Origin of the sequence: Polaribacter sp. IC066, assembly GCF_007997085.1 — a bacterium.
Taxonomy (GTDB): Bacteria; Bacteroidota; Bacteroidia; order Flavobacteriales; family Flavobacteriaceae; genus Polaribacter.
On record NZ_VORR01000041.1, the window covers coordinates 1 to 24,574 of the forward strand.

General features: G+C 31.8%; 22 protein-coding genes and 2 pseudogenes. 19 read left to right on the forward strand and 5 right to left on the reverse strand.

Annotated features, from left to right (window positions below; all coding sequences use genetic code 11):
- Positions 1-859: 859 nt before the first annotated feature.
- The 17 genes and pseudogenes from ES044_RS13260 to ES044_RS13340 all read left to right on the forward strand — a co-directional run bounded on the left by ES044_RS13260 (position 860) and on the right by ES044_RS13340 (position 14,330).
- The gene (locus ES044_RS13260; protein WP_147119725.1) at positions 860-1,117 is read left to right on the forward strand and encodes a hypothetical protein; all 258 of its coding nucleotides are present in this window, start codon (positions 860-862) and stop codon (positions 1,115-1,117) included.
- 74 nt (positions 1,118-1,191) lie between these two features.
- Complete coding sequence (locus ES044_RS13265; RefSeq protein WP_147119726.1) at positions 1,192-2,163, forward strand: hypothetical protein; 972 nt, start codon at positions 1,192-1,194, stop codon at positions 2,161-2,163.
- A 26-nt stretch (positions 2,164-2,189) separates the two neighbouring features.
- Positions 2,190-2,480, forward strand: coding sequence for a hypothetical protein (locus tag ES044_RS13270; RefSeq protein ID WP_147119727.1), 291 nt, complete (start codon positions 2,190-2,192; stop codon positions 2,478-2,480).
- A gap of 119 nt (positions 2,481-2,599) precedes the next feature.
- Entirely contained in the window at positions 2,600-3,259 is a 660-nt protein-coding gene (locus tag ES044_RS13275; protein WP_147119728.1) for a TetR family transcriptional regulator C-terminal domain-containing protein, read from the forward strand.
- Positions 3,260-3,265: 6 nt separating this feature from the next.
- The gene (locus ES044_RS13280; protein WP_147119729.1) at positions 3,266-4,576 is read left to right on the forward strand and encodes an ABC1 kinase family protein; all 1,311 of its coding nucleotides are present in this window, start codon (positions 3,266-3,268) and stop codon (positions 4,574-4,576) included.
- A gap of 49 nt (positions 4,577-4,625) precedes the next feature.
- Positions 4,626-5,231 carry a uridine kinase gene (gene udk / locus ES044_RS13285; RefSeq protein ID WP_147119730.1) on the forward strand — a complete coding sequence of 202 codons (606 nt, stop codon included), beginning with the start codon at positions 4,626-4,628 and terminating at the stop codon, positions 5,229-5,231.
- Positions 5,232-5,552: an FtsB family cell division protein gene (locus ES044_RS13290; protein ID WP_147119731.1), complete on the forward strand. Its 321-nt coding sequence runs from the start codon at positions 5,232-5,234 to the stop codon at positions 5,550-5,552.
- Positions 5,552-6,907, forward strand: coding sequence for a methylmalonyl-CoA mutase subunit beta (locus ES044_RS13295; protein WP_147119732.1), 1,356 nt, complete (start codon positions 5,552-5,554; stop codon positions 6,905-6,907). The genes ES044_RS13290 and ES044_RS13295 overlap by 1 nt, the downstream gene beginning before the upstream one ends.
- Entirely contained in the window at positions 6,900-8,993 is a 2,094-nt protein-coding gene (gene scpA, locus ES044_RS13300; RefSeq protein ID WP_147119733.1) for a methylmalonyl-CoA mutase, read from the forward strand. Before ES044_RS13295 ends, scpA begins: the two co-directional genes overlap by 8 nt.
- A 293-nt stretch (positions 8,994-9,286) precedes the next feature.
- The gene (locus tag ES044_RS13305) at positions 9,287-9,520 is read left to right on the forward strand and encodes a hypothetical protein (protein WP_410524690.1); all 234 of its coding nucleotides are present in this window, start codon (positions 9,287-9,289) and stop codon (positions 9,518-9,520) included.
- 229 nt (positions 9,521-9,749) lie between these two features.
- The gene (locus ES044_RS13310) at positions 9,750-10,214 is read left to right on the forward strand and encodes a DUF1829 domain-containing protein (RefSeq protein WP_147119735.1); all 465 of its coding nucleotides are present in this window, start codon (positions 9,750-9,752) and stop codon (positions 10,212-10,214) included.
- 193 nt (positions 10,215-10,407) lie between these two features.
- Positions 10,408-10,800 (forward strand): helix-turn-helix domain-containing protein, encoded by a 393-nt coding sequence (locus tag ES044_RS13315; protein WP_223813561.1) that lies wholly within the window; start codon positions 10,408-10,410, stop codon positions 10,798-10,800.
- A gap of 191 nt (positions 10,801-10,991) precedes the next feature.
- Complete coding sequence (locus tag ES044_RS13320; RefSeq protein WP_223269205.1) at positions 10,992-11,216, forward strand: HipA N-terminal domain-containing protein; 225 nt, start codon at positions 10,992-10,994, stop codon at positions 11,214-11,216.
- A gap of 60 nt (positions 11,217-11,276) precedes the next feature.
- Positions 11,277-11,525, forward strand: a complete 249-nt coding sequence (locus ES044_RS13325) for a HipA domain-containing protein (protein WP_147119738.1) — start codon at positions 11,277-11,279, stop codon at positions 11,523-11,525.
- Between the two features lie 128 nt (positions 11,526-11,653).
- Positions 11,654-12,082 (forward strand): annotated as a pseudogene (locus ES044_RS13330) (HipA domain-containing protein); the annotation flags it as partial.
- 206 nt (positions 12,083-12,288) lie between these two features.
- Complete coding sequence (locus tag ES044_RS13335) at positions 12,289-13,809, forward strand: GH3 auxin-responsive promoter family protein (RefSeq protein ID WP_147119740.1); 1,521 nt, start codon at positions 12,289-12,291, stop codon at positions 13,807-13,809.
- Between the two features lie 38 nt (positions 13,810-13,847).
- Entirely contained in the window at positions 13,848-14,330 is a 483-nt protein-coding gene (locus ES044_RS13340) for a hypothetical protein (RefSeq protein WP_147187261.1), read from the forward strand.
- Positions 14,331-14,578: 248 nt separating this feature from the next.
- On the opposite strand, the gene ES044_RS13345 is transcribed toward ES044_RS13340, so the two are convergent.
- Positions 14,579-15,139 (reverse strand): hypothetical protein, encoded by a 561-nt coding sequence (locus tag ES044_RS13345; RefSeq protein WP_147119742.1) that lies wholly within the window; start codon positions 15,137-15,139, stop codon positions 14,579-14,581.
- Positions 15,140-15,239: 100 nt separating this feature from the next.
- Here ES044_RS13345 and ccsA point away from each other — a divergent pair, with 100 nt between their 5' ends.
- Positions 15,240-18,374 (forward strand): cytochrome c biogenesis protein CcsA, encoded by a 3,135-nt coding sequence (gene ccsA, locus ES044_RS13350; protein WP_147119743.1) that lies wholly within the window; start codon positions 15,240-15,242, stop codon positions 18,372-18,374.
- Positions 18,375-18,483: 109 nt separating this feature from the next.
- Complete coding sequence (locus tag ES044_RS13355) at positions 18,484-18,999, forward strand: DUF2892 domain-containing protein (protein WP_147119744.1); 516 nt, start codon at positions 18,484-18,486, stop codon at positions 18,997-18,999.
- 876 nt (positions 19,000-19,875) lie between these two features.
- Here the strand turns inward: ES044_RS13355 and ES044_RS13360 are convergent.
- The 4 genes and pseudogenes from ES044_RS13360 to guaA form a co-directional block, all read right to left on the reverse strand.
- Positions 19,876-20,163 (reverse strand): annotated as a pseudogene (locus ES044_RS13360) (abortive infection family protein).
- A 145-nt stretch (positions 20,164-20,308) separates the two neighbouring features.
- Entirely contained in the window at positions 20,309-20,752 is a 444-nt protein-coding gene (locus ES044_RS13365; protein ID WP_189663287.1) for a hypothetical protein, read from the reverse strand.
- A gap of 362 nt (positions 20,753-21,114) precedes the next feature.
- Positions 21,115-22,731, reverse strand: coding sequence for a LysM peptidoglycan-binding domain-containing protein (locus tag ES044_RS13370; protein ID WP_147119746.1), 1,617 nt, complete (start codon positions 22,729-22,731; stop codon positions 21,115-21,117).
- Positions 22,722-24,257: a glutamine-hydrolyzing GMP synthase gene (gene guaA, locus ES044_RS13375; protein ID WP_147119747.1), complete on the reverse strand. Its 1,536-nt coding sequence runs from the start codon at positions 24,255-24,257 to the stop codon at positions 22,722-22,724. The genes ES044_RS13370 and guaA overlap by 10 nt, the downstream gene beginning before the upstream one ends.
- Between the last annotated feature and the right edge of the window lie 317 nt (positions 24,258-24,574).

Genomic DNA, 24,574 nt, shown 5'->3' on the forward strand with positions numbered 1-24,574 from the left:
TCTGCAATACGTTTTTTGTCGGAGTTCAATTTATAATGCTTTGATACAAAGGAAACAAACACAATTTAAAAGCACTAAAAATCAAACATGTAATTGTTACCTAGTAACTAACAAATGTTAACAAGAAAGTTCTTTTTCCTAAAAGCAAGGATAGAATTGTTAATAACTAGCTCTTTTTTGAAATCTAGGCTGAATAGTTACAAATATTTTTAGTTTGATACCCCCTCTTAAAGTAAAGGATTCTGCGATTTTTTTAAATGACACCTTGCTTTTTTATAAATAATTTCATCGACATAAAACAGACAATTTTATTTTAACTTATAGTTGTTTATCAGGCGGTTATGATCAAGTCTTGGCTCTCTGCCGACCGGCGAGCAGGTTGGCTCTGAAAGCGGAGCAATCTCGAATCTTTTATCGGACAAGAATGATAAAAAACACAGATTTCACGGATTTTACAGGTATTTGATTTTAACGCACTCGGGTGTTTTCAATAGATATAGATTTCGCTAACGTTCACAAATTTCATTGCTGTTTATTTCAAGATTATTGAATACAGTACAATTGATAAAATACAGTTTTGTCCTTTAGGCCAAATAGAGAAATCACATAAAGCTCCCTTATTTTAGAACTTTGTAGTATGGGATTTCTCTTAAAGTAAAAATAACACTCATTACAGATGTATATTTTTAGAGAATAATTTCAAATCATAGCCCGCATGTATTAGTGAAACCCAATAAAATACGTATCAAAAAATCTTTACAAACATTCGTAAAAATAGTGTCTAATCCGCTGTACTGTAACTCAACTGTAACTCCTATTTCTTAAATTTGCACTATTATTTATAAAACACCCTAAAAAGATGAAAACTATTTCAATAAATAACATAAAAAAGAATTCTTTAAAACTGAATAAGAAGGCGTTACAAAACACAGAAAAAATAGTTTTAAAAACCATTGATAAAATAGAAGGTTTACAAAAACATAAATCTGCATCTATCAAGAAGAAATTGCACTGTTATGAAAAGCAACAAGATGCTTTTTTTAAGCACCTTGAAGAAGAAAAAGAAAAGATTTGGGGAAAACTGAATAAAGCACTAGACTTTTTTAGCAAGACCTAGTTTGTAACTCATTTGCAACTTGCATCTTGTAAGTTTGTACTATCAAAATTAAATAACTCTAAAAATAATATATCATGGCACCTAAAAAGTCAAAAACTAAAAAAGAAAATAAATTAGGAAAAGCAAAAGCAATCGTTAAAAGAATAAATAGCGATTTAATTGAAGCTTCTTTTAATGCAATTGAAACGACTGTAAAAACTGGCGAAAAATGGCAGAAATTAACGGCTAAATTGGCTAAAAAAGCAGAACCTTTAACGAAACAACAAATTAATATGTTCGTAGAAACTGCAGAATCTATTAAAGGTCAATTAGAAAATAGCACAGAGCGTTTAAAAAAATTGGTAGGTTACGACCCAAAAATGATGGAAAACGCAAAGAAAAGAGTTTCAAAACATCCTTTAGTAGAAAAAGCTGAAGAAATGAAAGAAAAATTTGAAAAGGAACTTTCTAATAACAAATTAGTAAAGAAGGCTGAAAAAATGTCTGATCAACTAAAAAAGAATATTTCTACGACCATTGATGAAGCAAAAGAAAAATTAGAGGATTATGCAGAAGAAACAATGGATTCTATTTCAGAAAAAATAGAAAAAAAGAAACCAAAGAAAGCCCAAAAATCGAAGAAAGCGAAAAAAGCGAAAAAAGCGACCAAAAAGAAAGTGGTTGAAAAGCAAGAAGTTGCTATAGAAAAAGAAGCAATTATTGCAGAAAATAAGAAAGAAGAGAAAGCAGAGAAGGTTGCAGAAAAAGTAACCGTAATTGCAGAAAAAGAAGAAATACTTGTAGAAAAAATTATAGTTGCTAAAACGGATCGTATCGATGACTTAAAAGTGATTAAAGGAATTGGTCCTGTTTTAGAAAAATCACTAAATGATTTAAATATTACCGCGTATGCTCAAATTTCGAAAATGACCTTAAAAGATTTGACCAAAATACTAACCGATGCCGGTATTAATGCTAAAATATATGATTTATCGGGCTGGAAAGCGCAAGCAAAATTAGCTTTAGCAGGAGATATGGAAGCTGTTAAAAATTGGGAAAAGAAATAAGAAGTTAAATCCTAAAAAACATCATTATGAAAACTAAAAAAATAGATACTACAAAAATTACAGAAAAAGTAAATAAAGCTGTGCATACTGCAAAAAAATCTATGGCAAATGCAAACGACTATGCTTTGAAAACTACAGAAGAAGTCGTTACAGAAACCATAACCATTGCAAGCCAATGGCAAAAAGTAACAGAAAAAGCTTTAAAAGGTGGTGTACACTTACTAGAAAATCAGCAAAATTTAATTTTTGATACTTTAGAAATGTACAAAGATCATTTTGTAAAAGGTAGAAAGAGATTTCATAAAGTATTTGCTTAAGAGTCTCCCTACTTCCTATAAAAACCAAGTTAAATTTTAACTTGGTTTTTTGATTTTATACCCATAGTTTTCCCTTCAACTACAAAACGTTTCGTATTTTTGTACTCTAATATTTTTACATGAAAAAAAAGAAAAACAGCTCTAAATTAGACATTCTTACCCTCTACATGGACCTTGTTTCTGAACACAAAATGAGACCAACAGATGTTGAAGATTTTTGCGAACAAGTAAATTTAGACGAAGATAATTTTTACGAACATTTTAAATCGTTAAAAAAAGTAGAGAAAACTGTTTTTAATGAACTCTTTAAAAACTCTTTAGAGGTTTTAAATGAAAGTGAAGAATTTGTTTCTTTTGATGGAAAAAATAAATTATTAAGCCTTTATTTTACCTTTTTTGAAAACTTAACGCTCAATAGACCTTACATAGAAGTCGTTTTAAAAGGATGTAAAAACCAGTTAAGATCCTACAAAACACTTTCTAGTTTAAAGAAAAGTTTTTTACTATTTGTAGATAATTTATCGCTGACAGAAAGTATTCTATCTATTGATGGTCTAGAAAAACTGCAAACAAACGCCATTAGTTATGCCGCTTGGATACAGTTATTGGCAACGATTAAGTTTTGGTTAGACGACTCGTCTGAATCTTTTGAAAAGACAGATATTTTTATAGAAAAATCAATCAATACTAGCTTCGAACTTATCGAGAACAAATTCCTTAAAAATGCTTTTGACTTTGGGAAATTTGTGTACACAGAAAAATTTCAAAAAAAGCACTAGAAAATCATGAAAAAAGCCAGTAGTATTCCGATTACGAAAATTCAACGCGCATCAAAATTGTTTTCCACAGGTGCAAAAGTAGGTGTAAATTACCTTAAATATTATGGTGATAAAATTACCAAAAATGAGCAAGATGCAAGAGAAAAACTAAACAAATCGAATGCAGAAGATATTTATGACAGCTTAAAGGAGTTAAAAGGAAGCCCTTTAAAAGTTGCACAAATGTTAAGCATGGAAAAAAGTATTTTGCCAAGAGCGTATGTAGAAAAATTTTCTTTGGCACAATTTTCTGTACCACCACTTTCTGAAGCCTTGGTTTTAAAAACCTTTAAAAAGAGTTTTGGTAAATTTCCGTCAGAAATTTATGAAAAATTTGAGGTAAAAGCATACTTTGCTGCAAGTATTGGTCAGGTGCATAAAGCAGAAAAAGACGGTAAAGAATTAGCTGTTAAAATTCAATATCCAGGAGTTTCAGATAGTATTAAATCTGATTTGGCGCTTTTAAAACCTTTTGTGATTAGAATGTTTAACATGAAAGGGAAAACCTCTGATGAATATTTCTTGGAAGTTCAAGATAAATTGCTAGAAGAAACCGATTATATTTTAGAAGTAAAACAAAGTCAAGAAATTGTAGACGCGTGTTCTCATATTCCAAACCTTACTTTTCCTAATTACTATCCAGAATTATCATCTAAACAAATCATCACGATGGATTGGATGAAAGGGATTCATTTATCAGAATATACAACCACGAACACCGATCAAGCAAAATCGAACGAAATAGGGCAAGCGCTTTGGGATTTCTTTATGTTTCAAATTCATAATTTAAAGAAAGTACATGCAGATCCGCACCCAGGAAACTTTTTAGTTGCTGAAGATAACACCTTAATTGCGTTAGATTTTGGGTGCATGAAAACAATTCCGTTATCCTTTTACACCCCGTATTTTGAGCTTGCAAGAAAAGATACCCTTGCGGATAAAAAGCTTTTTGAAGAAAAAATGTTCGAATTAGAAATTTTAAGTACAGAAGATAGCAAAGAAGAATATAAGTTTTTTAGCGGAATGTTTCATGAAATGCTTTCTATTTTTACACAACCGTTTCATGACGAAACTTTCGATTTTTCTGATCCTGTATTTTTTGGCAGCATATCAGAATTTAGCGAGCGCTACTCTAAAAACACAGAGTTAAGATCATACAATGCAAGTAGAGGATCTAAACATTTTATTTACATGAATAGAACGTTTTTTGGCTTGTATAATTTGATGTTTGATTTGAAGGCAAAAGACATAAAGATTAATAATTTTATCAATTTGTAAAATCTTTACTACTTTAGTGGCATAATTACCAAAAAATCAATCAACCTATATGTTAATTATTGGAATTGCAGGTGGTACTGGCAGCGGAAAAACAACCGTTGTAAATCAAATAGTAAAACAGTTACCAACTGATGAAGTATGTGTAATATCGCAAGATTCTTACTACAAAGAAACAACGAGTCTTTCTTATGACGAGAGAACAAAAATAAATTTTGATCATCCGAGAGCGATCGATTTTGAGTTGTTAATTAAACATTTGAAAGAATTAAAAAAAGGAAAAACAATTAAACAACCCGTTTACTCTTTTGTAACGCATAACAGAACAGAAGATTTTGTAAAAACGCATCCTAGAAAAGTAGTTATTGTAGAAGGAATCTTAATTTTTAATAGTGAGGAATTACGCAGTTTATTCGAAATAAAAATCTTTGTGCATGCAGAAACAGATGAACGCTTAATACGCAGAGTTCGCAGAGATATTACAGAAAGAGGACGCGATATAGACGAGGTATTAAACCGTTATCAAACAACATTAAAACCAATGCATCAGCAATTTATAGAACCAACCAAAAACTTTGCAGACATTATAATTCCTAATGATCGCTACAATACGGTTGCTATTGATGTAGTAAGAAGTGTAATAAATGAGCGCCTATAAATGAGTTTTTTTCAAAATGTAAAAAAAAAATCCGCTTTTAAAATTCTTACAAACGTTTTTGTAATGATTTTAATTCCGTTTATTGTTTGGATGCTTTTTTTTGATGAAAATTCTTATCTAATTCACAATAAATTTGACCAAGAAATTGAGGAATTAGAGAGCACCATTTTATTCTATAAAGGTAAAATTGACCAAGATAAAGAAACTATTAAAAAGTTACAAGATTCTTTAGAATTAGAAAGATTTGCCAGAGAACAGTATTTAATGAAAAAAGAAAACGAAGACATTTATATTATTGAATTTGATACCATAAAAAGATAATGAATACATTTCTATTTGATGATTTTGAACCTGTATCGGCAGCCGCTTGGAAACAAAAAATTCAAGTAGATTTAAAAGGTGCAGACTATAATGAAGCTTTACTTTGGCATACCGAAGACGGCGTTGTTGTAAAACCATTTTACACAAAAGAAGATAGAACTAACGTAAAAATAAACTTACCAAAAAAGGGTTTTAATAGTTGTCAGACTATTTTTATTGACGATGAAAAAATAGCAAATTCTTTAGCGGTTGATGCTTTAAAAAGAGGTGCCACTGCAATTCAGTTTAAAGCAAATAAAAAATTCAATTATCAAAAGGTTTTAAAAAAGATTGATGTAGAAAAAAGAACGCTTTACTTTCAGTTTTCTTTTTTAGATGCCGATTTCCAAATAGAACTTTCTAAATATTGCGAGTCCGATATCGTATTTTTTCAGACCGATATTATTGGTAATTTAGCAGAAAATGGCAATTGGTTCATCAGCCTAAAAGAAGATTTTAAGCAATTAGAGCGTATTGTATCTTCTACCCAAAATTGTATTTCAGTTTCTGGTGATTTATATCAAAATGCGGGCGCAACGATCACCCAACAATTAGCCTATACTTTAGCGCACGCCAATGAATATTTGCATCATTTTGGAAAAGATGTGGCAACTAAAATTCATTTTACCTTTTCTGCAGGTAGCAATTACTTTTTTGAAATTGCAAAGTTAAGAGCCTTTAGAATTTTATGGGAAACACTTTTGAATGAATATGATGTAAAAGACAATGAAGTTCATGTTTTTACACAACCAAGTTTGCGCAATAAAACAGTATATGATTATAATGTAAATATGCTGCGGACAACTTCGGAAGCTATGAGTGCAATTCTTGGAGGATCCAACACGGTTTCTACGATTGCTTATGACGCGATGTATCATAAATCGAACGAGTTTGGCGAGCGAATTGCAAGAAATCAACTTTTAATATTACAAGAAGAAAGTTATTTACAAGAAGCTCAAAACATGGCCGATGGTACGTATTACATAGAATCAATTACCCAACAATTAGCAGAAAAAGCATTGGTTCTATTTAAGCAAATAGAAACATCTGGCGGATTTTTAAAGCAACTAAAAGTTGGAAATATCCAAAAGAAAATAGCAGAAAGTGCTTTAAAAGAAGAAGAAAATTTTAAGGCAAACAAAATCATTTTACTGGGCACCAACTTGCAAATCAATAAAGAAAATAAAATGAAGCACGATTTAGAGCTGTTTCCTTTTGTAAAACAAAGAAATATAAAAACGATCATCATACCCATTAACAGAAAACGTCTTTCTGAAACTATAGAAAAAGAACGAATAGCCCAAGAAGATGACTAGAAAATCATTCGAACATATAAAACTTAACAATGCTACTACAGCGCCTAAACAAAGCTTTAAACACGAAGATTTTGTGGCAGGCATTGCCCCTAACTTAAGAGGACCTTATTCCACGATGTACGTTAGAAGACCTTGGACTATTCGGCAATACGCAGGTTTTTCTACCGCTGAAGAAAGTAACTCTTTTTACAGAAGAAATTTAGAAGCAGGCCAAAAAGGATTGTCTGTAGCTTTCGATTTAGCCACCCATAGAGGTTATGATTCAGACCATGAACGTGTGCAAGGAGATGTTGGTAAGGCTGGCGTTGCCATAGATTCTGTAGAAGACATGAAGGTTTTATTCGATCAAATTCCTTTAGATAAAATGTCTGTTTCCATGACCATGAATGGCGCCGTTTTACCCATTTTAGCATTTTATATTGTGGCGGCAGAAGAACAAGGCGTTGCGCTTGAAAATCTAACAGGAACCATACAGAATGATATTTTAAAGGAGTTTATGGTACGAAATACGTACATCTACCCCCCTGCCCCATCGATGAAAATTATTGCTGATATTTTTAAATATACCAGTGATAAAATGCCAAAATTTAATTCGATTTCTATTTCTGGCTACCATATGCAAGAAGCAGGTGCTACGGCAGAAATTGAATTAGCATACACCCTTGCTGATGGCCTAGAATATATAAAACAAGGTATTGAAGCAGGCATGGATATTGATGCTTTTGCACCAAGATTGTCTTTCTTTTGGGCCATCGGAATGGATCATTTTACAGAAATTGCAAAGATGCGTGCAGCAAGAATGTTGTGGGCAAAAATTGTAAAGCAATTCAACCCTAAAAACCCAAAATCTTTAGCGTTAAGAACTCATTGCCAAACAAGTGGCTGGTCTTTAACAGAGCAAGATCCTTTTAATAATGTTGCAAGAACCACTATAGAAGCGATGGCTGCTGTATTTGGTGGCACACAAAGTTTACACACCAATGCATTGGATGAAGCGATTGCTTTACCAACAGATTTTTCTGCAAGAATTGCCAGAAATACACAAATATATCTACAAGAAGAAACACATGTTACTAAAACTGTAGATCCTTGGGCAGGAAGTTATCACCTAGAACAATTAACAGAAAACATTGCCAACAGAGCTTGGGAATTGATGGATGAAGTTGCCGAATTAGGTGGCATGACAAAAGCGATTGAAAAGGGCATTCCTAAAATGAGAATCGAGGAAGCTGCCGCAAAAAAACAAGCCAAAATTGATAGCGGTAAAGATGTTATTGTTGGCATCAATAAATACAAGCTAAAGCAAGAAGACCCGCTTCATATTTTAGAAGTTGACAATGAAGCCGTAAGAATATCTCAAATTGAAAGATTAGAAAAATTAAAAGCGGAAAGAAATTCAGACGAAGTTCAGAAGTCTTTAGTCGCGTTAACTGATGCGGCAAAGTATGGTATAGATTCAAAAAACACTACTTTACCTCAAGACAAAAACTTATTAGATTTGGCTGTAAAAGCTGCCCGAAATAGAGCTACTTTGGGTGAAATTTCTGATGCTCTTGAAGTCGTTTATGGAAGACATAAAGCAGTTCATAAAACAATTTCTGGCGTGTATAGTAAAGAAATAAAAAACGATAAACTATTTAAAAAAGCAGCTAAATTAGCAGATAAATTTGCTGAACTAGAAGGCAGACGTCCAAGAATCATGATTGCTAAATTAGGGCAAGATGGCCATGACAGAGGCGCAAAAGTTGTGGCAACGGGTTATGCAGATTTAGGTTTTGATGTAGATATTGGTCCGCTTTTTCAAACACCACAAGAAGCTACCAAACAAGCTGTGGAGAATGATGCGCATATTTTGGGAATTTCTTCTTTGGCAGCTGGTCATAAAACGTTAGTTCCGCAAGTAGTTGCAGAACTCAAAAAACACGGGCGAGAGGATATTATGGTGATTGTTGGGGGTGTAATTCCTGCACAAGATTATCAATTTTTATTTGACGCAGGCGCTGTTGGTATTTTTGGTCCCGGAACAAAAATTGCCCAAGCCGCTATCGACTTGATTACTATTTTAATTGATAGTGTTGCCGAGTAGGTTGGTTTTTTAATTTTAAATCTCGTAATTTTATTCTCCATGCATCAAAAAAAGTTAATATATTTAGCTAAAAAAAATGCGAATCAACGAAGAAGCTGATTATTTGTTAAATTTAGACAAATCTCTTTCAGATCCAAATCAAGTTATAGATTTAGGAAATAAAATCGCCTTAATTTAATTTCTCATCAAGATTCTGAATATAATTTTTGGGTATAAATTACTTAAAATCGAAAGATTCTGCTAAAAACCTCAATTCATCATTTAGAAAGTAATTCTCTTATCGGCCTTTAAGAATAGACTTTAAAGGTGGACATCATAATCAACCAACAATTAAAAATACATTGTCTGAATATTTAAAACCCTATGCAGATAAATGGTTTAAACCAAACGAACCACATATGCATGTATTTGTAGAAGGCTACAAACCTTTAGTTTGGGCCATTCCATTAGCAGAGCCGAATTTTCCGACGAAGGATATTACAGACTCTTCTGATTTAAACGATTTAATAGTTAATTTTGCTAAATAAATAAATTTAAGCTCACAAATAAATATACAACAAGCAATACTGTGAATTGGGTTCACAAATACGTTGATAATTACTATAATTTGTTCAGAGAAAAAACTTATATCCAAAAAGGAACTAGCACAGATTGGTTTTTAATGAACACTCCTTTTATTGGGGTATTTAATGATACTATTCAAATCTATGCTCAAAAAATGGTAATCAACTTGTTTTAAGTGATAATGGCGAAACTATGACGAATCTTGAACTTCAAGGATTACCTATTCAAGGTTCAAAAAAACGTAGAAATTTGTTAGATACTATTTTATTAAACTACGGTGTTAAGCGTACTAACGAAGAATTGATTATTGAAAGTAATTTAGCTAATTTCTCACAAGCAAAACATAATTTTTTATCTGCCATTATTGAAATAAACTACTTATACGTTTTATCAAAACATAATATAGCTTCCATATTTAAAGAGGATGTAAGAAATTATTTACATTCTAAAGATATTATTTTTACACCAGAGTTTATCTCTAAAGGAACAACAGGCCTTGAATTTAACTTTGATTTTCAAATTGCCAAAAAACATAGTGAAATTGTAATAAAATCTTTCAACACAATTAATAAGTCAAATCTTCCAAGCTTTCTTTTCGCTTGGGATGATATAAAACCTGTCAGCGAAAAAACAACAAAAAAAATGTTAGGGCAATAGCAATCATTAATGATGATGATAGGCAATTAAACTTGAGTTTTTAGATGCTCTAAAATCTAAAAATGCTGATTATATTCTTTGGTCTGAAAGAGAGCATAAAAAAAATATTGAGTTACTTGCTTAAAATGCTTTTATTTTTATACTAAACTCAAAGTAATTTGCCACTTATTAAATCGTTTCAAAATAAGACTTCGTGTTCAACAATCGTATCACAAACAGATTAATAACCCTATTTATTTGGTTTATTGACCTGTTTACACTACATTTTACTATGGGCAATAGTTGTTACCGATATTCCTATAAAGAAATTATACGAAAATGGGGAGAGAAAATAAGCTCTTTACGTGTAAAAGCTGGATGGTCACAAACCGAATTAGCTGAAAAAACAGGAATGAGCAGAAGCTCTATTGCGTGCATTGAAAAAGGCAGAAATTTTTCGATGGCTTCCTTAATTTCAATTTCTAGAGTTCTTGAAATTTTAGATAAATTCGAATTCTTTCTAAAGGTAGAAACCTACGAATTAACGCCGATGGAAATCTACGAAAAAGAGAAGAACAGAAAAATAAGAGGAGTCTATAAAAAATGAGTTTAATACAAATAAGGATTTGCGGGAATCTTGTAGGCGTTCTTGTTTGGAATGACGCAAAAAAACAAGCTCTTTTGAATATGCACCAAGTTTTATCCGCAGTAACATTCAATTATCTCCTATTATAAATCCTACTTCAAAAAAAAATCATTACAGCAAAACAGAAATTAGAGCACATAAGTAAAAGCAGCATTTCATTTGATACAAATAAGGGACTTCCGTTATTTATTTCCGATTCGTTGCCAGATAAATTCGGAACGGAATTATTCTCTAAATATCTAGAAAAAGAAGGTAAAAGTTATCGTGACTTAACGCCGTTAGAAAAATTATCTTACATAGGTAATAGAGGAATGGGCGCGCTTAAATTTCTTCCTGCGAAACATGAAAAAGGCAGCATTAAACTTATAAATTTATAAAAATTAAACGAACTTTCTATAGCGCTCTTAAATAATAAACCAGTTATAAACGTGAATCATATGGCAAATTTATTCCATATAGGAACGTCGCCTGGAGGCGATCAACCAAAAGTATTGATCAATATTGATCATAAAACCGGAGATATTTATAGAGGTGATGGTATTCCGACTGAAAATCAGGAGAGCTGGATTTTAAAACTCAACAGAGATATTGGTTTAGATTCTGACAAAGCAAGAGGCAAAATTGAATATGCCTATTATTTGATGGCAAAGGCATCAAAAATTATAATGATGGATTCTCAATTATAAGAATTTGAACATGAGTTTTATTTTATGACCAAAAGATTTGATAGAATTGATGGAAAAAAATTCACACACAAACTTTACATGCTTTTGCTGGCACGAATTTTAAATAACCAAACTCCTATTCTTATGAACAGATATTTACGTTCTTCAATAAAATAAATTTAGATTATACTGCCAAAGAGCAAGTATTCAAAATTATGGTTTTTAATATTATTGGTAGAAATGTAGACGACCACACTAAAAACTTTGGTTTTAATTTAAAAGAAAATGGCGACTATAATTTTTCACCTACCTATGATTTAACATTTAGCTACAACGAAAATTTCCATAGAATTACGCCACACTTTTTATCAGATAACGGAAAAAATGAAGATTTAAATTTAGCAGATATTTTAACAGTTGCAGATGAGTACGGTATCAAAAATCCGAAGAAAATAATTAATGAAATCAATGAAGTTTTTTGTGACTTTCGAAATATTGCTGAAGGTTTAAACACCTCAGAAAGAATAACAAACTTTATCGAAAGTAAATTAAAAACCTTTCCGTATCACATAAAATAACAATAACTAAAAAAGCAAATAGTATCCTCATATCCTTTTTCTATCCAAAATAAATCTAATGCCTTTCAAAATAATCCTTTCTTAACCCTACATAAAATTCAAGAGGTCTCAATTATTTCCTAGTAATTTTGAAATGAATTAATTTTTGATGGATTCGAGATAATTTGAATTCAAAATAATCATGATATTTGTAAAAAAATTAGAATATGGCAATATTAGGAAGTATTATAAAAGGAGTAATCAACTTATCTGACACACTTTCATCAAACACAAATCATATTGAAGCACAAAAAGCTGTTTTAAAAAACTTGCTAGAGACCGCGCAAGAAACACAGTTTGGGCAAGCTTACAACTTTAAAAATATTCTTTTAAAAAATCATTTAAACACTGCATTTGCCAATGCTGTTCCTTTTTTTGATTATCATTCTTTAGAAAAAAAATGGTGGTATAAATTACATAAAGATGAAGAAAATGTTACTTGGCCCGGAAAACCTTCTTATTTTGCTTTAAGCTCTGGAACTACAGGAAAAAGCAGTAAAAAAATTCCTGTAACTGATGACATGATTGATGCCATAAAAAGTTCAGGAATTAAACAAGTTACCTCTTTAAATAATTTTGATTTGCCCGCAGACTTTTTCGAAACAGAAATTATGATGCTGGGTAGTTCTACCGATTTACAAGAAAACAACAATCATTTAGAAGGAGAAATTAGCGGTATTACCGCAAGCAATATTCCTTTTTGGTTTAAAGGATACTACAAACCCGGAGAAGAAATTGCAAAAATTGATGACTGGGATGCTCGTGTAGAGAAAATTGCAGAAAATGCTAAAAACTTTGATATTGGGGCTTTAAGCGGAATTCCATCTTGGATCGAGTTGATGTTGCAAAAAGTAATCGCTTATCACAAAGTAGAAAATATTCATGATATTTGGCCTAATCTAAAGATATATACTTCTGGTGGCGTTGCTTTTAGTCCGTATGAAAAAAGCTTTAAAGCGCTTTTAAGAAAACCTGTGACCGTAATTGATACCTATTTAGCATCCGAAGGATATATTGCAACCCAAGTAAGACCAGAAACAGATGCGATGCAGTTAAACACAGAAAATGGCATTTATTTTGAGTTTGTACCTATGAATCCTGATTATATAAAAGAAGATGGCTCTCTGCATCAAAACGCACCTTCTTTAACTTTAGAAGATGTTGAGTTGGGGCAAGATTATATTTTAATTATAAGCACAGTAAGCGGAGCGTGGCGTTACTTGATTGGAGACACCATTGAGTTTACTGACATAGACAAGGCCGAAATTAAAATTACAGGACGTACAAAATTCTTTCTAAATACGGTTGGTTCTCAACTTTCTGTCAATAAAATGGATGCTGCCATTCAACATCTTGAAGAAAAATTTTCAACCAATATTACTGAATATACTATTTGTGCAAAAAGATTTGAGGATGGCGAATTTTATCATTTTTGGTATTTAGGTTCTGAAGTTCAAAACTCTGAAGAACTAGCCACTGAGTTAGATAATTTTTTAAAAGAAGCAAATAAAAATTACAAAGTAGCAAGATCAAAAGCTTTAAAAGGAATAAAAGTAAGCGTAATTCCGGTTGAGAAATTTTATGCTTGGAATGATAAAAACAAGAAAAAAGGCGGACAAGTAAAAATGGAACGTGTAATGAAAGAAGACAAATTTGCTGACTGGGAAAAATTTGTTACAATTGATTAATTCCTTACTTTAGTGTTGCTATTTAATAGTTTCTTATCATGTCTAGTTCCATTTATAAGGAAGTTGTAAGCAATTTGACGCCACCAATTCGGAGTTTTAGCATCAATATAAAAACAATGATTATGAAAAAAATAGTATTTACTTTATTTACAGTAATAATTTTATTTTCTTGCAATAATAACGGTAATCCTAACTCGAATACAGAATTAATAGGAAACTGGAAATTAATAGAAGTTTTAGCAGACCCTGGAGGAGGGAGTGGAACCTTTTCTTCCGTTGAAAGTGAAAAAACTATCACTTTTAAAAGTGGTGGAACAATACCCTCAAACGGAACTTTATGTACTATGTCAATTAATTCAGATAACCAGACTTCAGGAACTTACTCTAGCGCTGAATCGACTTTTAATTCATCTGACTGTAATAATACAGACTATAATTTTACATTTGAACAAAATGCAAGCATTTTAATTATTAACTATCCATACATTGAACCTTGTAAAGCAAAATATATAAAGGAATAAAAACTGCTTACAGCACCTTGCGAAATTAATTGCTTTGTTTTTTGTTTCCTTACAAAAGTCCTCACGGCCTTTCTTGGTTAGTTTTTTTTTAGCAAATTAATCGCTTAAACACAGCAACTACTCTTGTACAAACTCGTATGAAATCCATCCATTTTAATTTACTTTTTACCAAAAAAAATAGTAAACTATAAATTTTACTATTTTTTTTGATTGAAATAAGTTCGCGTCATCCTATTTCATCAACGGTATTATAAGGTTAAATTTGTGTCTCGCTCTTTAATTAAAACCATAATTTCTTCTGGTGATAAATAATACCTTTTTATTCGTTTTTTATAGGTTTCAGAAATGTCTGAATTGTTTAAAATAAAATCTTTCGTTTTTAAAATATATTTTTCCATGTTCTGATTTACGGCGAAGGTATCTGCCGCTCTTTCTGCTGCTACAATATGGTTGTCAGAAAATAAATACTTTAATCCAAACCAAATTAAATTCATTTTATTTCTATCTTGATAATCCATAATATGACCCAGCTCATGACCAATCCAACCAATAAACACCTCTTCTGGAATATCAATCGTAGAAAACTCTTTATCCGCAATTTTAAACCGCTCACTAATTAAAATTAAAAACTTTCGCTCTTTTTTAGATCGAAAAAAACTATCGAAAGTAGGCCTTGCTTGCATCGTAGATTTCTTTATATGCTTCTTAAACTTAAAGGCTATCTTTATATTTTTTAACTGCGGATAATAGGCTAAAGCATGCGTAACTTTTTCTTTTATATTGTTAGGTATCTCGTGATTTCTCTCCATAATTGTATTATTTTTAACACTTAAATATACCCTAAACTAAAGGGTTATATGTGCTTTTATGCTTAAATTTGTAGCTCTTTTAAAAAGCATATATTTTAAGATGAAAAAACTATTTAGCTACTTGTATTCCACACGTTTATTGGCATTTTTATTTATCCTTTATGCTGCGGCTATGGGAGTTGCCACTTTTATAGAGAATGATTTCGGCACACAAACTTCTAAAGCACTAGTTTACAACGCTTGGTGGTTTGAAGCAATTATGGTGTTTTTTATCATTAATTTTTTTGGTAATATTTTTAGATACAGACTACACAAAAAAGAAAAATGGCCAGTATTAATGTTTCATTTATCTTTTATATTAATTATTATTGGCGCTGGCGTAACACGGTATATTGGTTACGAAGGCATTATGCTCATTGATGAAGGCGAAACCACCAATACCTTTTTATCAGAAACAACGAATGTAAATATTATTGTTGATAATAATGAGCTTCAAAAAACAAAACACGAGCCTATTTTATTGAGTGCTTGGGGTAAAAATACTTGGTCTTATGAAGATAGCTTTAAAGGAAAAGATTTTAAGGTTAATTTAGTTGATTACATACCTTGGGCAGAAAAAAAATTAGTTGCAGATGAAAATGGTGTTGAGCATTTATTTTTGGTAGAATCTTCTGAAGGAAATAGGCACGAACATTATGTAAAAGCAGGTACCGTTCAGAACATTCATAATATTTTAGTAGGATATGAAAACCCGGACAGAAATGCTTCTATCAATATTTTTAAAGAAGGTGGTGCCTTAAAAATACTAACAAAATCTGAAGGAGATTTTCAGGTGATGGCCACCAGAGAAACCGGGGTTCAGGCTAAAGACAGCGTCCAAGATTTTAAATTACGTTCTTTATACAACGTTGCTGGTTTGCCTTTTGTGGTGCCAGAATATCCGACGAAAGGTACGATGACAACAGTAAGTGGTCCTAAAGATGATAAAAAATTAGATGTTATCGTTCTTGATGTGACGACCAATGGGGAAACCAAAAAAGTAGAACTTACTGGCGGAAAATTTAACGCCGATAATGCCAAAGAATTTACCGTAAACGGTTTAAATTTTAGAATGTGGTATGGTGCCCAAGTTTTAACAGCCCCTTTTAGCATCAAATTAAATGACTTTCAATTAGAAAAATATCCAGGATCAGAGAGTGCAGCATCGTTTGCTAGTGAAATTACTGTAATTGATGGTGAAGAAAACTTTGATTATCGAATTTTTATGAATCATATTCTAGATCACGGAGGTTATAAGTTTTTTCAGGCTAGTTACGATTTATCGGGTGAAGTTGAACAAACACACCTTTCTGTAAACCATGACTGGTGGGGAACTTTTCTTACCTATGTAGGATATTCATTTTTATACACAGGTATGATTTGTATCTTTTTCGCGAAGTACACACGTTTTGATTATCTAAAAACTTCCTTGAGAAAAATCAGGAAAAAGAAACTAACCATGTCCGTTATGTTGGCAGTATTCTTGTCTTCCTTTAGTTACAGCCAGCACGAAAACATACATGACACAAATAGAATATCTGATCAGAAAGTAGACTCTATCTTAAAATCAAATTTAGTCTCTTTAGAACATGCAGAAAGCTTTAATAAATTAGTGATTCAAGATGGCGGTGGTAGAATGAAACCTGCGCATACATTTGCCTCTGAATTGGTCAGAAAAGTAAGTCATACCGAGACTTTACACAATATGAAAGCCAGTCAGGTTTTATTATCAATCATAGAAAACCCGCGACTTTGGTATGAAGTACCTGCCATTTATTTAGAGAAACAAAATTATGAAATAAGAGAACAATTAGGGCTCTCTCCGACGGCAGAATTCGCTCGTTTATCAGACTTTTTTACAGACAAAGCCGAATATAAAATTAGAGAACAGGTTGCAGAAGCGCAAAAGAATAGTGTAAAAGACAATTTCGAAAAAGATTTGATTAAAATTGATCGACGTGTTGGCTTATTATACAGTGCTATTGGTGGTGGTATTTTAAAAATCTATCCGATTCCGGATGATGAAAACAACAAGTGGGTTTCACAACCAGAAACATTAATGACAGAGGGTTTTAAAGGGCAAGATTCTATTTTTGTTCGTAAATCTTTACCATTGTATGTGCAATTGCTGCAAACTGCAAAAAGAACAGGCGATTATACGAAAGCAAATCAGGTTTTAACGGGTATTAAAAAATATCAAAAGAAGTTTGGTGCAGAAGTGCACCCTACCGACAAACAAATAGAACTAGAAATTGCTTATAACAAATACAATGTTTTTACAAAATTAGTTCGTTATTATGGTTTGGCCAGTTTGTTATTAATTGTATTTGTAATATCACAAATCTTTAGCAATAAAAAATGGATTCGCTATGTTGTAAAAGGCTTGATAGCCGTTACTATTGGTCTATTTATATTGCATACTCTAGGGTTAATTAGTAGATGGTATATTAGTGGAAACGCCCCTTGGAGTAACGCTTACGAATCTATTATTTATGTTGGGTGGGCAACCATGTTGTTTGGGTTTTACTTGGGTAGAAAATCTGCTTTAACCATTACTGCAACTACTTTTGTAACTTCCATTATTTTGTTTACCGCAAGTATGAACTGGTTAGACCCAGAAATTGCAAACTTACAGCCTGTATTGAATTCTTGGTGGCTTTTAGTGCATGTATCTATTATTGTAGCGAGTTATGGTCCTTTAACTTTAGGAATGATTCTAGGTATATTCTCCCTCTTTTTAATGGCCTTTACAACTGCCAAGAATAAAAAGAAAATGGATGTAAACATTAAAGAAATAACCATTATTAATGAAATGGCGGTTACTGTAGGGCTTGTGATGCTTACCATCGGTAACTTTTTAGGCGGTATGTGGGCTAATGAAAGCTGGGGCCGTTACTGGGGTTGGGATCCTAAGGAAACATGGGCTTTAATCTCTATTATGATCTATGCATTTGTATTGCACATGCGTTTAATACCGGGTTTACGTGGCAGATACACGTTTAACCTATGGACCATCATTGCTTATTTTTCTATTATGATGACTTATTTCGGAGTTAATTTCTATTTATCTGGATTGCATTCTTATGCAAGTGGGGATAAGGTAATTACACCCGCTGCCATTTACTATTCGATAGGGTTTGTAATAATTTTAGGAATATTTTCTTGGATTAAATATAAAAAATTTTATAAGAAATAATTTTTTACTACAAGGTTTTTAAACTGAACACGATTCGGTACAAAAACCTTGTAGCTATTTTCATTTTAAAATGTATTTTTGCACTTTATCAACAACCAAAAAAAACAAGATGTTTAATAAAAATATAAAATTAATTTTAGCCGGCTTAATTGCCGTTTGGGCTATTTATGAGTTTAGTCAGGTACATATTTTAAACGGAATTTCTATTTTGCTACTAGCAGGGATTTTTGTCTTATTTTATTTTAAAAATGAGTTTATTTTATTAGCTTTTTTACAATTACGTAAACAAAATTTTGAAGGAGCGCAAAAATGGTTAGCCTATATTAAAAAACCCGAAGCTGCATTAATTACAAAACAACAAGGTTACTTTAATTATTTACATGGTATTATGTTAAGTCAAACAAACATGACACAAGCTGAAAAGTTTTTGCGAAAAGCAGTTAAATTAGGCCTTTCTATGGATCATGATTTAGCGATGGCAAAATTACAATTAGCAGGAATAGCAATGACCAAAAGACGGAAACGTGAGGCTACTATTTTAATGACCGAGGCTAAAAAGTTAGACAAAAACGGAATGCTAAAAGAACAAATACAACAAATGAAACAACAGATGAAAAAAATCTAATTGTTTTATTTTTACTGATATCAAAAAATCCGCTAATAGCGGATTTTTTTATTTGATAAAGAGTACAATAGCCTAAAAACATTATGATTACAAGGAGAAAAAATACGCTTATATATTGTTTTATGTTATTGTTGTTGTTGTTGTATATTCAAAGTTGAGTTTTTCTGTGCGAGGATTTTTCAACGGAAAGTTAAAACACTTAAAAATAAAATTGACTTTGATAATGCCCTAAAACAGCAATTTTTCATAAACGGAGTTGCGATTTCGATGTTTTTTACATTAATCGTTATTTGGCTTAATTCTATTTTCTGCTTTTTCAGAGATTGTAAATACAAACCACATATGATTCCTCAATCACCTAAATTCCGATTGCGTCAGCAATTACGAGACAGGATACATACAATTTAGATTTTGTTTTTCAATTTAGATTACGCATAAAATTTAAGAAATGTATTTATTCTATAAGCCCAAATTGTTAAAATCGTAATTTCAATTATTTGAAATAGTATGATAAAACATATAACCTTATAAAACGCATTTTATTTTTTCTAAATTATGATGAACACTGTTATTATCTGAAGAGTTCCAAATAATATATTTGAAGCATCTATAGCTATAACGCTAACAGATACACCAACATTTTTATAAAAATTAAAGTAAAACACTAAAAATGAAATCAAACAATTTATTAGAATCCATTTAATTTATTCCTACTTTTCAGCAGCAGAGTAAAATCGCCAATGCATGTCAACGTTTTTATATAAGGTTCGTTGGGTGTTTTAAGCCATTCATTTAGTAAATAAAACACTAGCGAAGAAAGTCCGTTTAGATTTTCGTAAATAAGCTAAAAGCTAACAGTTAATTTCATACCGTGTTTTAGCCAGTTATTTTTTTCAGTTCGTGTGTTTCTAATAGATAAATAGCTAAAGTAGAAGCTGCTCCAATTGCTAATTTGGCGTGTCTTGGTTGTAAACCTTTAAACTTTCCGTTTTTTCCGTGACCGCTTCTCTATTCATTTCGAGCTTCTCCAATTCCTTGGACGACTGATGATAAACTACCTAAAATTTGTTTTATCGAACTTGCAGCTTTTGCTTCATTCGAAATATCATCTGGTGTTAGTTCCAATAATTTAGTCGTTTCTTTATCAATTTCGGCAAGTCCCAACTTTTGTCACATTCCTCTTTTATTTCGTAAAATATTGATTTTCAGAAAGTTTCAATTAATTCTTTTGCCAAACCAATTGAAATATATGAAGAATTCTCGATTGAAGATTCCATTAAATTAATTTGCTGAGAAACGTAATCTGCGTTTAACATCTTTTTATTGCTCTTCCTTTTTTTGCACTAGATTCTTTTCCGTTTATTTTAATTCTACCTACAAAAATTGGTTTATTCGATATTCTTGTCTTTTCCACAATTTCGAAATTGTCGTAAGTCAAATTATCGGTAAAAATTTGAAGTAGTTTATGAACTTCTGATTTATCTGCTCTGGCAAAAGGATGAATCATTTCGCAAATGAAATCTAAAAAATTTAAGTCGTCACAATTTAAAAGATTAAACGTATAATCATTAAAAATCCAATCCTCTTCCCAGTCAACATTGTTTACTCGATGTTGCCAAATATCTCTAGTTGCCTCCGGAAAACGGTCGTCTTTAGAAACCATATTTTCCAAATCAAACATTCGCGATAAAAAATTTGATTCTTCAAGTCTTCCTGCATACCAAAATCCTGCGACTTGGATAAAGTCAAATATATTTTATCTTGTTATTTGTGAAATCTTGTTCAATGAGTTTCGGTTTTTTTTAATTGGCTACAACTGCCATTATAAAAAACAACCTCGATACGAAGTTATCAAGGTTTCAAAAAAGAATATACTTCTAATTTTGCGGTACAGCGCGCACATGGATTAAACCCAAAATCCCGCTAACTACAAAACCTACCCGCCTTACCGACAACCAAATTCAGCACATAAAGCGGGATTAGCCTACCTGCGGACAGATTCAATTTATAACTTTCGAATTCATAGCTTCGCAATTTTTAAAAGTTGAGTTTCACCAATTGAACAAAAAGCTACAACAATTTACACTATAACAATTACATCAAAATAAACGACCTCTATTTTAGCCTTTTTAAGGTTAAATCCTTGTTGTACTCAACAATAAATAAACCTTTATTTTCTGCAATATTCTCACTGTTTCTATAATCAAATTTGGTTTCTACTCTCATCGACATTCCCTCATCTAACGTTGATTTTAAATTATTTCCCGAAGCCAGTCTTACTAGAATATCATAGGTGATATCAAAACCTTTTGTAGCGTAAAAAGAAGGTAATGCCTTGTTTTTTTTCAGATATTGCTGTCTAAAAATCCTTGAACTTAATGAACTCTCATCCACAAAATCGTCACTAACATAGGTAAAACCAATTTTTGCTAATTTTCCATTGTCAATATTATCATAAACTTCGCCTTTATCAAACGTAAAAACTTTTACAGGCGTTTCTTCTGGCAAACTAATTAAACTATTTACTACATCAGAAACAATTACATTATTATCTGTGGCAAGAACTACCCAATTTTTAGTATTTGGTTTTAAAATCTGTAAAAACCGACTCTTTTCTATAAACCCTTCTTTAGGTGATAAAATATGAATAGTTTTTGAAATAGTATCCGACATCGCCTCTAAAGAGTTTCTCATAAACCTACTCGTTTGTAGATTCTCTAGGGCATCATCACTTACGATAATAATATTACCGCCATCAAAATTCTCGAGAATGTATCTTTCTAACTCTTCTCTAAAAACTTTTTTATCTGGTGATGTTTTTACGATATTCGAAGATGAAAATTCAGATTGATTTTTAGAATATACAGGAAAAACAATAGGAATATTTACACTTGCTGCTACCGTCTGTAATTCTTCCGAATACAAAGGACCAATAACAACATCGTTGCTATTTAAGTTTTCTTCTGAAATAATTTTTCGCAATTCATTTCCTTTTCTATCTCCGGTATCAAAAACATTCAATTCAATATCTACACCTTTTCCTCTCAAAGAATCTACTGCAACTTCGGCTCCTAAATAAAAATCTGTAGCAATATTAACTAAAATAGCATTTCTTATAAAAATGTCTTTTAAAGTTAACGAATCGCTTTTATACTTATCAGCTCTAAACGGCAGTAATAAGGCTACTTTTAATGCTTTATCAAATTTGATATAGTCGTCATAAAAAATTTCTTCTGATACTACCTCAACCGGAATTTCCTTTATCTTTAAAATCATTCCTAATTTTAATCCTTCAGACAATTCAGGATTTAAGAGTAATAATTCGCCTCTTGTAACCTCTAAAGTTTTATTTAAGTTGTAAAAAGTATCTCCTTTCTTAACTTTGTAAAGCACAAATTTATCTAGCACTTTTTCATTGTCATCAACATTGAGACTATCCACAACAGACTCGATAACTATTTCGGGCTTTTCTTTTCGTTTTTGATTAAAAATCTTCAGATTTTTTTCTGGAACAACGATGTAAGAATTGGGTTTCGGAGAACTATCTATCCCCGGATTTAAGCGAATTAAATAATGCGCTTTCATGTCCAATTTTTGGGCAATCTCACTAAAGGTTTCTCCTTTTTGAACTTTATATTGAATAAATCTAATTTGCTGACCGCAAGAAACTGTGAATGTTAAAATACACAGAAAAATAAAAAATTTTAAATGCTTCATATGTTCTATTCCCATTCTATAGTTGCAGGTGGTTTCGAGCTGATATCATACACAACTCTATTCACACCTTTTACCTGATTTATGATTTTATTTGATACTTTTTGCAAAAATTTGTAAGGTAAATCTACCCAATCTGCTGTCATTCCGTCTGTACTCTCTACCGCTCTTAACGCTACTACTTTTTCATAGGTTCTTTCATCACCCATAACTCCAACAGAATTTACGGGCAATAACATAGCGCCTGCTTGCCAAACTTTATCATACAAACCGTCTTCTTTTAATCCGTTGATAAAAATAGCATCTACCTCTTGCAAAATACGAACTTTTTCTGCCGTTATATCTCCCAAAATCCTAATTCCTAAACCCGGACCAGGAAAAGGATGACGCCCCAATAATTCTTTATCAATTCCTAAAGACGCGCCTACTCTTCTTACCTCATCTTTAAAAATCATTCTTAACGGTTCTACTATTTTAAGTTTCATAAAATCTGGCAAACCGCCTACGTTATGATGACTTTTGATGGTTGCCGATGGTCCTCCATTTACAGAAACAGATTCAATTACATCTGGATAAATGGTTCCTTGTGCTAGCCATTTTACGTTTTCAAGATGATGCGCTTCGGCATCAAAAACTTCAATAAACGCATTACCAATTGCTTTTCTTTTCTTCTCTGGATCTGTAATTCCCTTTAAAGCTTGTAAAAATTTCTCTGAAGCATCTACTCCCTTAACGTTTAATCCCATGCCTTCGTATTGAGAAAGTACGCTTTCAAACTCGTTTTTACGCAACAAACCATTGTTTACAAAAATACAATATAGGTTTTCTCCGATTGCTTTGTTTAATAAAACAGCTGCTACCGTAGAATCTACGCCACCAGAAAGGCCTAAAACTACTTTATCATTTCCTACTTTTTCTTGAATTGCTTCAACAGTACTTTCTACAAAAGAATCTGGGGTCCAGCTTTGTTCAACTTTAGCAATCGCCACCAAAAAGTTTTCTAATACTTGTTTTCCGTCTGAAGAGTGATATACTTCTGGGTGAAACTGAATTCCGAAAGTTTCCTCTCCTTCAATTTTATAGGCAGCATTTTTTACATCTGCAGTACTTGCTAATAACACACCGTTTGTAGGTAAATCTTTAATCGTATCTGAATGACTCATCCAAACTTGGCTTCCTTCAGAAATATCTTTAAAGAAAATTTCATCACTTTTAATAAAGGATAAATTTGCTCTACCATATTCTCTTGTGTTCGATGGTGCTACCTTTCCGCCAGAAAAATGTGCTAAATACTGTGCTCCATAACAAACTGTAAGCAATGGTTTTTTACCTCTAATTTGAGATAAATCTGGGTGTAAAACCATTTCTCCTCTTACAGAATTTGGACTTCCTGATAAGATAACAGCTTTAAAACTATCTAGCTCCTTTGGGATTTTGTTATACGGATGAATTTCGCAATAAATATTTAATTCTCTTACGCGTCTTGCTATTAATTGTGTGTATTGAGAACCAAAATCTAAAATAAGTACGTTGTGTTGTTGCATGCGCAAAAATACTATTTCAGATTAAATTTTGAACCCTGAAATTTATATTTTTTTGATAAATTAGAATTCGTGAGATTTAAAGAGAATCTGTAAGAAATACCGCTTTAAATTACCTTGAAAAAACGTGTATATTTTTTTAGCACATAAAAGTAAATGAAATAAAGTTAACCTTAATAAAACTGAACTTCGCCAAGCTTACTATGACATTTTGAATTTACATTGAAATTCTGAAATATCTAAACTTGTTTTTATTTTTCGGGTTTTGTGGTTTGTGGTTTGTTGTTCGTGGTTTGTGGTTCGTGGTTCGTGGTTCGTGG